The organism is Streptomyces sp. NPDC004111 (genome assembly GCF_042874215.1).
Taxonomy (GTDB): Bacteria; Actinomycetota; Actinomycetes; order Streptomycetales; family Streptomycetaceae; genus Streptomyces.
This window is the reverse complement of record NZ_JBIAMU010000003.1, coordinates 104836-118034: the sequence shown is the minus strand read 5'-3', so window position 1 is coordinate 118034 and position 13199 is coordinate 104836. Positions and strand designations below refer to the sequence as shown.

The window sequence follows — 13199 nt, the reverse complement described above, 5'->3', positions numbered from 1 at the left end:
CACCCCTCACAGCACCGAAAGCTAGGAGCCCCACAGCCATGCCACGACTGGAGATCGCCGCAGACGGCTTCCGTCTCGACGACCGACCGTTCCGCATCATCTCCGGCGGACTGCACTACTTCCGCGTCCACCCGGAGCAGTGGGCCGACCGGCTCCACAAGGCACGGCTGCTGGGACTCAACACGGTCGAGACCTACGTCCCGTGGAACCTGCACGCGCCCCGGCGCGGCGAGTTCCGTACGGACGGAGGTCTCGACCTACCCCGCTTCCTCGACCTCGCCGCCGCCGAAGGACTGCACGTCCTGCTCCGGCCGGGACCGTACATCTGCGCCGAATGGGACGGCGGCGGCCTGCCCGCGTGGCTGCTCGCCGACGCGGACATCGAACTGCGCAGCCGCGACCCCCGCTACCTGGAGGCGGTGGACGACTACCTCGCGTCCCTCCTGGCCGCCGTGGGCCCCCACCTCTCGACACGCGGCGGACCCGTCATCGCCGTACAACTGGAGAACGAGTACGGAGCCTACGGAGACGACTCCGACCACCTCGCAGAACTCGCCGCACTGCTGTACCGGCACGGCGTCGACGTCCCGCTCTTCACCTGCGACCAGCCCTTTGACCTGAAGCGCGGCGGCCTCGACGGCGTTCTGCGCACCGTCAACCTCGGCAGCCGCGTGACGGCCGGACTCGCCGAACTGCGCACCCAACAGCCCGAGGGCCCGCTGATGTGCTCAGAGTTCTGGATCGGCTGGTTCGACCGCTGGGGCGGCACCCACGTCACCCGCGACGCACAGGACGCGGCGGCCGACCTCGACCGGCTGCTCGCCGCCGGCGCCTCGGTCAACCTCTACATGTTCCACGGCGGCACCAACTTCGGCTTCACCAACGGCGCCAACGACAAGGGCACCTACCGGCCCACCGCCACCTCCTACGACTACGACGCCCCGCTCGACGAAGCCGGCGACCCCGGCCCCAAGTACACGGCGTTCCGCGAGGTCATCGCCCGGTACGCGCCCGTACCCGACGAACCGGTCCCCGCGCCCGCACCCAAGCTCTCGGGGGCCGTCGCCGAACTCACCGCCTGCGCCGGCCTCCTGGACCAGGCCGAACTGCTCGGCGGCCCCCCAGTGCACGCCGACCACCCGCTCACCATGGAACAGCTCGGACAGTCCTTCGGGTTCGTCCTGTACGAGACGGCCCTCCCGGAACCCGGCCCGACCGTGCTCCGGGTCGACGAGGTGCACGACCGGGCCCAGGTCTTCGTCGACGGGCAGCCGGTCGGCGTCCTGGAGCGGGAGAACCACGAGCACACCCTCTCCTTCCTCGCCCCCCGGCCCGGCGCCCGCCTGGCCGTGCTCGTGGAGAACCAGGGCCGCGTCAACTACGGCCGGGCCATGCACGACCGCAAGGGGCTGCTCGGTGCCGTCACCGCCAACGGCCGGCCCCTCGTGGACTGGTACAGCCGCCCGTTGCCGATGGACGACCCGGGCGCAGCGTCCCGCACGCCGCTGGACCCCACCGGACCTCCGGTCGGTCCGGCCCTCCACCGCGGACATGTGGACCTCGCCCAAGCGGCCGACGGCTTCCTCGCCCTGGACGGCTGGACCAAGGGCCACGCCTGGATCAACGGCTTCGCCCTCGGCCGCTACTGGTCCAGAGGCCCCCAGACCACGCTCTACGTCCCCGCCCCGGTCCTGCGCCCGGGACGGAACGAGATCACCGTCCTCGAACTGCACGGCTCCACCACCCGCACCGTGGAACTGCGCGGAACACCCGACCTGGGCCCCGTCGAGGACTGAGCCCGCCGCCGACCCTCACCGCACCCCCACCGCCCGCCGAGAGAGACCGACGATGCCTCCGCACCCCTCCGACGCCCCCGCCACCGCGCCTGCGTCCCCGCCGCGATGGTGGCGGGAAGCCGTCGTCTACCAGGTGTACCCGCGCAGCTTCGCCGACGGGAACGGCGACGGCACGGGCGACCTCCCCGGCATCCGCAGCCGACTGCCGTACCTCAAGGAGCTGGGTGTCGACGCCCTGTGGCTGAACCCCTCCTACGCCTCCCCCCAGGCGGACGCGGGCCACGACGTCGCCGACCACCGGGCCGTCGACCCCGTGCTCGGCACCCTCGCGGACGCCGAGGAGCTGATCCGGGACGCCCACGGGCTCGGGATGAGGGTGATACGTGGGCCTCGTCCCCAACCACGGAGCGGGAAGACGGACGGATTCCGCGACGGCTGCCGGGTGCCCCTCCCGTGGACCGTCGCGGGTGCCTCGTACGGCTTCGGAACGGGCGGCAGCCGGCTGCCGCAGCCCGAGGGCTGGGGAACGCTCAGCGTCGAGGCCCAGACGGGCGACCCGGACCCGACGCTGGAGCTCTACCGGGCGGCGCTGGCGCTGCGTCGGCGGCATCCGGGCCTCGGCGCCGGCGACACGGTCGGGTGGGACGACGCGCCCGACGGCGTCCTCGCCCTCCGGCGGCCGGGCTGCGTCTGCACGGCCAACACGACGGTCCGGGCGCTGAGCATCCCCCGGCCCGGGAGCCACCTGCTCTCCAGCTCCCCGGTGGAGGCCGAAACGGACCCACCCGGCCCGACCTTCACCCTGCCCGCCCACACCACCGCGTGGTGGACCCCCTGACACACCGTGGCCCTGCCACTGCACGACCCTGCCACGGTACGGCGCACCCCCGCCCCCATGACCACGGAGACCCCCATGCACAGCAGACAACGCCTCACCGAGCAGCGGCTCGCCCGCGTCCTCTCCGAGCGCATCCGGCCGGCCGTGCACGCCCGTACGGTTCCGCTCGACCTCGCGATCTGGAACGCCCCGGGCGAACCCGTACCCGTCGCCGTGGGCCTGGCCGCGCCGTATGAACCGGTGACGCTCGGCCACCGCTGGGGGCCCGCGTGGACCACGAGCTGGTTCCGGATCAGCGGCAGGGTGCCGAGGGAGTGGGCCGGCTGCCGGGTCGAGGCCGTCGTCGACATCGGCTTCAACCTCACCGGTGCGGGCTTCTCCAGCGAGGGACTGGTACACCGGGCCGACGGCACCGTCGTGAAGGCCCTCAACCCCCGCAACGCCTACATCCCGGTGGCCGCCCCGGCTTCCGGCGGAGAGGAGTTCACGTACTACGTCGAGGCCGCCGCCAACCCGAACCTCAACGACGACCACCTGCCCAGCCGCACCGGCGACCGGCCGCCCTGGCTGACCGGCAACGACGACACCGCCAACGCCACCCCGCTCTACCAGGTGCTCCGCCTGGACCTGGCTGTCTTCGACAGCGAGGTGTGGGAACTCGCCCAGGACCTGGACGTCCTCGGCGAGCTCATGCGCGAGCTTCCCGAGGCCGAACCGCGCCGCTGGCACCTCCTGCAGAGCGTCGAACGGGCCCTGGACACCATCGACCTGCAGGACGTGTCCGCGAGCGCCACCGCCGCCCGTGCCCAGCTCCGTCCCGCGCTCGCGGCTCCCGCGGCCCCCAGCGCCCACCGCATGTCGGCCGTCGGCCACGCCCACATCGACACCGCCTGGCTCTGGCCGCTGCGCGAAACCGTACGCAAGGTCGCCCGGACGCTCTCCAATGTCACCCACCTCATGGACGACCACCCCGGCTTCCGCTTCGCCATGTCCCAGGCACAGCAGCTCGCCTGGCTCAAGGAGCACCGCCCCGAGATCTACGGCCGCGTCCAGGAGAAGGCGAGGACCGGACAGTTCCTGCCCGTCGGCAGCCTCTGGGTGGAACCCGACACCAACCTCATCGGCGGCGAGTCCCTCGCCCGGCAACTGATCCACGGCAAACGCTTCTACCTCGACGAGTTCGGCGTCGAGACGACGGAGATGTGGCTGCCGGACACCTTCGGCTACAACGCGGCCATGCCGCAGCTGATGAAACTCGCCGGCGTGCGCTGGTTCCTCACCCAGAAGATCTCCTGGAACACCACCAACAAGTTCCCGCACCACACCTTCTGGTGGGAAGGCATCGACGGCACCCGCGTCTTCAGCCACTTCCCGCCCGTCGACACCTACAACGCCGAGATCACCGGAGCCGAACTCGCCCACGCCGTGCGCAACTTCCAGGACAAGGAGGCGGCGAACTGCTCACTGCTGCCCTTCGGCTACGGCGACGGCGGTGGCGGACCCACCCGCGAGATGCTGGCCCGCGCGGCCCGGGTCGAGGACCTGGAGGGCTCGCCGCGCGTCGCCGTCGAGAGCCCGGCCGACTTCTTCGAGCGGGCACACGCGGAGTACCCCGACGCCCCGGTGTGGCTCGGCGAGCTCTACCTGGAGTTCCACCGCGGCACGCTCACCAGCCAACTGCGCACCAAGCAGGGCAACCGGCGCGGCGAGCACCTGCTCCGGGAGGCCGAGCTGTGGTCGGCGACCGCGGCCGTCCGCACCGGGTTCAGGTACCCGTACGAGGCCCTCGACCGGCTCTGGAAGACGGTCCTGTTGCACCAGTTCCACGACATCCTGCCTGGCTCCTCGATCGGCTGGGTGCACCGGGAGGCCGAGACGGCCCATACGGCGGCGACCGCCGAACTGGAGACGATCGTCGCCGCCGCGCAGCACGCTCTGGCGGGGGAGGGCGCGGACGAGGTGGTCTTCAACGCTTCCCCGTTCACCCGCGACGGCATCCCCGCCCTCGGCGCGTCGCCCCGCACGGACCCGCCGACCCGACCCATCGTGCCCGTACCGTCCGAGGACGGTCACCTCCTCGACAACGGGCTCGTCCGCGTCCGCGTCGACGACCGGGGCCTGGTGACCTCTGCGTACGACATCGCGGCAGCCCGCGAGGCTCTGGCCCCCGGTACGGCGGCCAACCTGCTCCAGCTCCACCAGGACTTCCCCAACGAGTACGACGCCTGGGACATCGACCCCTTCTACCGCAACACCGTGCACGACCTGCGCGACGCGGATGCGGTGCGCGCGGAGGCGGACGGTGTGCGGGTCGTACGGACCTTCGGCGACTCCCGCATCGAACAGTTCATCTCCCTGCGGGAAGGGAGCCGGCGCCTGGACATCGACACCAGGATCGACTGGAACGAGCAGGAAAAGCTCCTCAAGGCCGCCTTCCCGCTCGACGTACGGGCCGCCCACTCCAGCGCGGAGATCCCCTTCGGACACGTCCAGCGCCCCACACACACGAACACCAGCTGGGACGCCGCCAAGTTCGAGTTCTGCGCCCACCGCTTCCTCCACGTCGGCGAACGGGGCTGGGGCGCGGCTGTGGTCAACGACTCGACGTACGGGCACGAGGTCACCCGCGACGTGCGCGCCGACGGCGGCACGACCACGACCGTCCGCCTGACGCTGCTCCGCGCCCCGCGCTACCCCGACCCGGACGCCGACCGGGGCGGCCACCATCTGCGGTACGGATTCGTGATCGGCGCCGATATCGCGGACGCGGTGCGCGAGGGGTACGGCTTCAACATGCCCGAACGCGCCGTGACCGGCTCCCCGACAGTGCTCGAACCGCTGGTGGCCACGGACGACGACGCGGTCGTCATCGACACGGTCAAGCTCGCCGACGACCGCTCCGGCGACGTCGTCGTACGCCTCTACGAGGCCCACGGCGGACGGTCCGCGACCCTGCTGACCACGGATTTCCCCGTGGAGTCGGCCACCGTGACCGACCTCCTGGAACGCCCGCTCACCCCCGACGCGGACTCCGGTGCCGCCCGGCAAAACGCTGCCGGACAGCTGTTTCTGACGCTCCGTCCGTTCCAAATTCTCACCCTCAGGCTGCGCTGCGCCCACGGCGCAGCCGCACCGCCGGTGACGCGGGCCGGCACCGGGTGACGTTTCGGGGCAGTGCGGCGCTGAGTTGTACATGGAAAAGAAATTCGAACACATGTCCGGTGCGGCGCGTCGCCTGGCACTCGTTCTCGCCGTCGCCTCCCTGCCCGTCCTCGCCGGTATCCCGTCCGCCCACGCCGACGACACCGGGGACGCGGGGATCGTACTGGCCGCCCCCGATCGGTACGCGCCCGTGCAGGACACCCTGTTCGCCGCCGGAGACACCGGCTATCTGCACAGACGGGAGACGAGCGACGGCTCTGCCGCTCCGTACCAGTGGCGTGGTTACGACGGCACCGAGCGGACGGTCGACGGCTTCGCCAGCCCGCTGCCGGGCCAGCAGGGTTACTACGCGGCCGGTACGGACATCCTGCCCGTGCCCCTCGGCGCGAGCGGAGTCGTCCAGCTGCGCGACCCGGCGACCGGGGAGTCGACACAGCTCACCGTCCCCGAAGGGCAGTACACCGTCGGCTCGTTCGGGAGGACCGTGCTGACGGTCTCGTTCGACGAGGCATGGCAGGTGGACAAGGTGCACATCCTCCGCCTCCAGGACGGCGCGACCACGGATACGCCCGTCGACCGTCCTTCGGGGGCGCTGTTCCACCGCTACCCGGTCGCGGCCGGGGACGGGCGAATTGCCGTACTGCGAACCAACAAGGCCCACACGCTCGGTGTCCTCGACCTGAGCACCGGCTCCCTCACCGCCGTCTCCACCAGTCCCGCCGAGTACGAACCCACGAGCATGCAGGTCGCCGTCTCGCCCACGCACATCGCCTGGTACCAGCCGGGCATGAGCCAGGCCCGGGTGGTCCGCCGCGACGACCCCGCAGGACCGCAGACCACCGTCCCGGTGCCCTCGTCCGCCGACGGCACCCCCGTCATCGGGCTCGCGGGCGACTGGCTGCTCACCGCGCACCGGCCGGCGGTGCCCACCGAGCAGAACCCGCCGCTGCGCCGCGGCGGCCCCCTCAGGGCCACCCCCCTCGGGGGCGGTCCGGCGGTCACCCTGCTGGCCGCCGCCCAGAGCGACCTGGCCCAGATACCGGGCGGCGGGGCCACCGTGGTCGGCGGCGCGGGCGCGGGCGACTGGGCGGTGCGCCGGGTGGAGGCCGGGGCGGACGGCGCCCCGACGCTCCGTACCCTCGCCCAGGTTCCCGCCAGAGCTGCCGCGGTCCGGGGGATCTCGCTCGCCGGAGGGCATCTGGTCACCAAGGAGGAGGACAGCGCCCCGCGTCCCGCCTACCAGACGCGGAAGGTGACACTCGGCACGACGCCGACGGCGGGGGAGCGCGCCGAGGTCACCACCGCCCCCCTCGACCCCGACTACGGTCAGCCGACGGGCGCGGGGGACGGCTCTGTCGTGCACGTCCGGCACGACGACACCACCCAGAGGGACCTCCTCGTACGCGCCGCCGCGTCCGGAGAGCGCACCGAGGTCGTGATGTACGACCGCGCCACCCCGCCGTCGTCCGGCCGCAGCCTGCGCGACGCCTCCGGGCGGTACGCCGTGTTCGGGGGCGGTGACGAACGCAGCGTCGTCGACTTCGAGGCGCCCGGCGGCGGGGCGGTCGTCCAGCAGCTGAACACCCCGGCCGCAGCGCTGTCCGGCTCCACACTGTGGACCACGGACCGCACGTGGGGGCAGATCGAGGCGCGGGACCTGGTGTCCGGCAAGGTCACCCCGTACGCGATCGGCGCCTCCTGCCAGATCCGGGACATCCAGACCGTCGGCCGTTGGGTGTACTGGGACTGCCTGGGCCAGGACGTGTCCGGCGACCAGTCCACACCGTTCGGGGTGTACGACCTGCGGACCGGCGCGAACATCGGTCTGCCCAAGCGCGGGAAGCTCGGTGACGGCTTCGTCGTCAACCACGACACGACCGCGGGCGAGCTGCGGCTCACCGACTTCCACACCGGCACCGCAGCCGCGCCGCGCGTGCTCACAAGGCTCTCCACCGTGCCCGGCTGGAAGAACTACGACGTGGACAAGTTCGGCGGCGGCATCGGCTGGGTGGACGCCGCCGGGGCCGCACACGTCGTGCCCAGCGGTGTGCCCACCCAGGCGGCGGCCGTGACCGGGGCTCTGACCGTCACCGACGGCGTCTGACGGGGGTGCCCCAACTCGGTGTTTTCTGCGACGGGTTGGGGCGCCACCACAGCCGTGGCCCTTGCCGCGCCGCTGGCGACCGGGGCATGGGGCTGCGCACCTGGACTCCCTGATTAATTGGTGCAATAAATCCACTAAGGATGACGATTGACGTAGGGTGCGGCTGCTGGCGCAAGCCCTCGTGCCCGGCCGTACGATGGCGGCTCATTGCCGGGCGGCCGGGTGGAAGCGGAACCATGGATCGTCGGAGCGGGGAGCAGCGAGTGCCGAAGAGGCAGGGCGCGAAGGCGGCACCGGCCGCTCGCGCCAGGGCGGGCGTACCGGCCGACAACGCGAGCACTCCTCCGGCCGCCGCGGGGGGTTCTGGTCCTGCCGCCGATTCGTCCGGTCGGGCCGAGGCGCTAGGCCGGCGGATTCACCGGATGCGGACCGAGCGCGGACTCACCCAGCGTGCGCTCGCCGAGCCCCTCTACACGGCGGCGTACATCTCCACGGTGGAGGCGTGCAAGGTCCAGCCTTCGGAGAAGGCGCTGCGGCACATCGCGGAACAGCTCGGTTGCAGCTACGAGGAGTTGGTCAGCGGCCGTCCCGCGCACCTCGTCACGGAGCTGCGCATGCGGCTCGGCGAGGCGCAGCGGCTCCTCGTCGGCGAGGAGCCTGCCGAAGCCGCCGTTCGCTACGCGGACCTCGTACGGGTAGCCGAGGGGTACGGGTTCGGCCTCGAACTCGCGGCGGCCCTCACCGGCCGGGGACAGTGCGCGCTGGAGAACGGCGAACTGGAAAGGGCGCGGGCGGACTTCGAACGGGCCGAAGCTGTCCTGGCCAAGGAGGAAGCGCCCTTCACCCAGCGCGTCCCCGCGATCCGTGGCCGTGCCCTGACCCATCTCCTCGCGGGGGAACTGCGCTACTCCTGCTACCTGCTGGAGTCCGCGCTCGACGAGCTCAACTCCACGGGGATGCGCGATCCCGAAGCGCTGGTCCTCCTCTATACGGCGATCATCGCGCCGTACATGGACATGGGGGCCCACGCGCGCGCGGCCCGAGCCGCCGAGGTCGCGCTCTCCCTCGCGCCGGAAGTCTCCGACCCCGCCCTCGTCGCCCGGCTGCACCGGGGCGTCGCGCGGACACTGATCGCCGAAGGGCGTGCCGCCGAGGCGGACGCCGCCCTCACCAAGGCCGCCGAGTACTACCAGCAACTCCAGATCCGCACCGAACTCGCCCACTGCCACTGGATGCGCGGCTACGTCTTCGCCCAGGCAGGGGACCTGGCAGCCGCGGAATCGGCGCTGCGCACCGCCCGCGAGATGCTCTCCTCCCGACGGGCGGGGCTCTACGCGCACCAGGTGGGAGTGGAACTGGCGGCAGTGCTGCAACGGCAGGGCAGGAGTGCGGAGGCGGAGGCGCTGCTGCAGAGCCTTCTCTCCGGACTGAGCGCGGCGCGCGGCACCGTGCACGAAGGCGGTGCCCATCGGCTCCTCGGTCTGATCGCCGAACGGCGGGGCGACAATGACGAGGCCGAAGAGCGCTACACCACGGCCATGAGCCTCCTTGAGCACGCGGGTGCGGCCGGGGACTTCGCCGATGTGTGCCGCCTCCTCGGCGACCTGCTCTACAGAACGGGCAAGACGGAGGCAGCCGTTGCCGCCTACCGTGCGGGCCTCGGCCGCCAGGGGACACCGGGAGCGACAACCCTCGGACCGGCACCGGGCATGCCCTTCTGAACGGGGTTCCCTCTCTGTGGCCCCGGAGGTCATGGGCCCCGTCGCGGCCGTGCTGAAGTCATTCACGCCTTCTGGCGCTGCCCGTGGCGACGGCTCCCGAAAACGCCGCTGACCGTACAAGTCCACGCCTTCTTCCGACTCTTGTTCGGCCGCGAGTCTTGTCAGGAACCTTTCAGCTCGCTAGCTTAAGTCCCCAAGTGAATCGAGTTAACACCTGATTTACATAGGGGGTTGACTCCGTCTGACGGCAGTGGAGCGACGGTACGTGCTCCGCTCCGTCGGGCCGGCCTGCCCAAGGGTGCTCCGGTTTCACCAACCTCCCCGTGCGGGGCGGCAGTTCAGGTCTCCGTGTGGTGCCCGTGGCTGTTCCGCCCACATATCCACCCCGCGAGCCGGCCGGCGATCCGCGTGCGAATCACCGCCGCGCGAACCGCCTTCCGGCCAACGGTCGCGGTCGGCCGTCGTGGTCGGCCGCCCCCACCGATCGAGACGCAAGGAGGGCGCTGATGCGCCGAAGAAGTTCGATCTTGCTGACCGCAGCGATGCTCTGTGCCACGGGACTTACCGCCCTGGCCGGGGGACCTGCGACCGCGGGCACCCCGGAGCCGACCACGTCCCGGGAAGTGTTCTCGCCCAACGGCACCATCACCCGAGTGGATATACCCCAGCAGGCCGAGGCCCCGGCAGCCCTGGCAGACAGACGGGCAGCCGCGACCGCTACCGTGACCACCCTCCAGAACACCGGCCCGTCCGCCTCACGGTTCGACATGGTGATCGTGGGCGACGGCTACACGGCCTCGCAGATGGGGCTGCTCCGCGAGCACGCCCAGGCGAAGTGGAACGAGATCGCCGCCACGGCGCCGTGGAACAAGTACCGCGGTTCCGTAAACGTGTGGCTGGTCAACGTCGTGTCCAACCAGTCCGGTGTCGACAACGACCCCTACCAGGGCGTCAACCGCGACACCGCCCTCGACATGGGCTTCTTCTGCGGTGGCACCGCACGCCTGCTGTGCTTGAGCGAGTCCAAGGCCCAGGCGTACGCCGCCCAGGCCCCGGGAGTCGACGCGATCGTCGCCGTGGGCAACAGCACCACGTACGGCGGCGCCGGCTACCCGAGCCTGGCCACCGTGGCGGGCGGCAACGCACAGTCGGGCCGCATCGCCATCCACGAACTCGGCCACTCCGTGGGCGGACTCGCCGACGAGTACTTCACAGCGGGCACCACCCACCCCGGAGGAGAGCCTGGCGAGCCCAACGTCACCACGGATCCGCGTGGTTCCAAATGGGCGTCCTACCTCGGACGGAGCACTCCTGACGGCGGCGTCATGGGCGCCTACCAGGGTGGGCGGTACTACGAGCGCGGCATCTACCGGCCTTCGCAGGACTCGTTGATGCGCAACATCAACAAGCCGTTCAACCTGCTGGGCCTCACCGTGATGGACCAGGCCATCAGCTCCCGCATCCACTGAGCGACCGCCCTCACCCACGGACGTGCCCGGCCTTCGGCCGCACTTGCGCCAGAGGTCGGCGCACGCCCGTCCCGGGTTCGGGGGGGCGCGAGCTGCTGTAGTGACCGGTGGGCCGGCCTGGAGGGGGCTGCGTTGCCGGGGGCGTCACGAGCAGTGAGCATCCATTGCGCGGCAGCGATACTGCCGAACACCTCTGGTCGCCCGCGCCACAGCAGTAGTCCGCCGCGTGCCGCCGCGCTGGTAAACCCGCATTCCTGTTGCCGTGAGTTCCGGCAGGCGGCAGGTCAACGGGGCTTGCCGGACGCGGCTTCCTTGATGGCGCGCAGGATGAGCTGCAGTTCCGTCTCGTCGACGGCCCGGATGACCTCTCCCAGGTGTACGGCGCAGCGGGTCACCAGGGAGGCCGCGCATTCCAGTACCGCCAGCTCGTTGCGCGAGCCACCCAGTGCCGGAGGGCGGGCGAGGAGCAGGAACCCGACCGCTTCCCAGTCCAGAGACGGCCCGTCCTCGCCCCGGTCGATGACAGGGTGCCCGGCCTCCTGGGCGAGGGCCCCGCCCTCCTCCCGGAGGAAGCGCCGCAGCCAGTACCCGTTGTGGTGCGCGCCGAGCAGCCGGGTCGCCGCCCGCATGTTCTCGCTGCCGACGTTCTGCAGCAGACTCTCCGCGAGCTGCTCGCCCGTCGTGCCGTCCGTGGTTGTCGTCACCGTCGCCTCCGCTCTCGGGGCGGCCGCCACCGTGCCGGCCGGCCTGGCTTCGCTCTGTGCGGTGCGGGGGAGGGGGCTGCGAGCCGCCCGCCGCGCGGGAAGCCGGACGAGCGGCTTCGCGCGGCGGACGTCCCGCAGGCCCCGCCCACCGCAGGGTGCCGGTGCGGTGTCCTCGTCACACCCCACCGGCGGCCCGTCCGCCCGGAACGCTACGGACTCGCCAGGGGATGCGCCTTTTGGGTGGAGCGCACGGGTGAGTCCCGCCACCGACCGGTGCCCCTTCGGCGGCGCGCCAAGCCTCATGCTCGATCACTTGCGGAAGCAGGATCTCGGGTGGTTCAGCCCGTCAGGGTGTTCAGCCAGCCGGTCAGCAGATGGTTGACCTCCTCGGGCCGCTCCTGCTGGATCCAGTGGCCGCAGCCCTCGATGAGGTGGGAGGCGGTCAGGCCGGGCAGGGTGTCGGGGAAGGAGTCGATGGCGTCGGACATCCAGGTGGTGGAGGCGTCCAGGGCGCCGCCGATGAACAGGGACGGCTGCTTGAGCGGTTCGCCGCGGTGCGGGGCGAGATCTTCCCAGTCGCGGTCCATGTTGCGGTAGCGGTTGAGGGCACCGGTCAGACCCGTGCGCTCGAACTCCCCCACGTAGAAGTCGAGATCGTCCTCGGCCAGCCAGACCGGGAGGGCGCCTGCCGGGAAGCGGTCACGGAGCAGGCCGCCGTGGGCGACGAAGTGCGGGTCGGGTTCGTCCTGGGCTGGCATGGTGTCGGCGGACAGAGCGGCGTAGAAACCCGCCAGCCAGCTCCGCACGTCGGGCTCGATCTCCGCCTCGGCGCGGCCGGGTTCCTGGAAGTAGGAGACGTAGAACTCCTGCTCGGGGCCGCCGATGCGGCCGAAGACGTCGGTGGGGCGGGGGCCGCCGGGCGGCGCGTACGGGACGCTCAGCAGGGCGACGGCCCGGAAGACCCCGGGGTGGAGCAGGGCAGAGGCGGCGGCGATGTTGGAGCCCCAGTCATGGCCGACGACCACCGCGTTGTCCTCCCCGAGGGCACGTACGAGAGCGACGTTGTCCTCCACCAGGTCCAGCATCCGGTAGGCGTCGATCGCCGCAGGACGGGAGGAGCGGCCGTAGCCGCGCACGTCGATCGCCACCGCCCGGTAGCCGGCCGCGGCGAGGGCCGGGAGCTGGTGGCGCCAGGAGTACCAGGACTCGGGGAAGCCGTGCACGAGCAGGACCAGCGGGCCGGTGCCCTGTTCGACCAGGTGCAGGCGCCCGGCGGGGGCCTCGACGGTGCGGTGGCGGAGTGCGGCGGACGGCTCGTGCGGCATGGGGGCTTCTCCTCGGTTCGCGGGTGGAGGCAGGTACGCGACGATCATGCGGCGCAGCGACCGCTCACCGCGATTGACTT

General features: G+C 71.6%; 8 protein-coding genes. 6 read left to right on the top strand and 2 right to left on the bottom strand.

Annotation, left to right across the window (positions count from 1 at the left end; all coding sequences use genetic code 11):
* The first annotated feature begins 38 nt into the window (after nt 1-38).
* From ACFYVL_RS07555 to ACFYVL_RS07530, 6 genes are all read left to right on the top strand, one after another.
* On the top strand, nt 39-1796 hold the full coding sequence (locus ACFYVL_RS07555) for a beta-galactosidase family protein (protein WP_389241911.1): 1758 nt from the start codon (nt 39-41) through the stop codon (nt 1794-1796).
* Nucleotides 1797-1848: 52 nt separating this feature from the next.
* On the top strand, nt 1849-2634 hold the full coding sequence (locus ACFYVL_RS07550; RefSeq protein ID WP_389241910.1) for an alpha-amylase family glycosyl hydrolase: 786 nt from the start codon (nt 1849-1851) through the stop codon (nt 2632-2634).
* Nucleotides 2635-2709: 75 nt separating this feature from the next.
* Entirely contained in the window at nt 2710-5796 is a 3087-nt protein-coding gene (locus ACFYVL_RS07545) for an alpha-mannosidase (RefSeq protein WP_389241909.1), read from the top strand.
* 31 nt (nt 5797-5827) lie between these two features.
* Entirely contained in the window at nt 5828-7900 is a 2073-nt protein-coding gene (locus ACFYVL_RS07540; RefSeq protein WP_389241908.1) for a hypothetical protein, read from the top strand.
* 422 nt (nt 7901-8322) lie between these two features.
* The gene (locus ACFYVL_RS07535) at nt 8323-9621 is read left to right on the top strand and encodes a tetratricopeptide repeat protein (protein WP_389241907.1); all 1299 of its coding nucleotides are present in this window, start codon (nt 8323-8325) and stop codon (nt 9619-9621) included.
* Between the two features lie 653 nt (nt 9622-10274).
* Nucleotides 10275-11090, top strand: coding sequence for a M64 family metallopeptidase (locus ACFYVL_RS07530; RefSeq protein ID WP_389241906.1), 816 nt, complete (start codon nt 10275-10277; stop codon nt 11088-11090).
* Between the two features lie 284 nt (nt 11091-11374).
* Here ACFYVL_RS07530 and ACFYVL_RS07525 read toward each other — a convergent pair whose 3' ends face one another.
* Nucleotides 11375-11794 (bottom strand): hypothetical protein, encoded by a 420-nt coding sequence (locus ACFYVL_RS07525; protein WP_389241905.1) that lies wholly within the window; start codon nt 11792-11794, stop codon nt 11375-11377.
* A 338-nt stretch (nt 11795-12132) separates the two neighbouring features.
* Complete coding sequence (locus tag ACFYVL_RS07520; RefSeq protein WP_389241904.1) at nt 12133-13119, bottom strand: alpha/beta fold hydrolase; 987 nt, start codon at nt 13117-13119, stop codon at nt 12133-12135.
* Between the last annotated feature and the right edge of the window lie 80 nt (nt 13120-13199).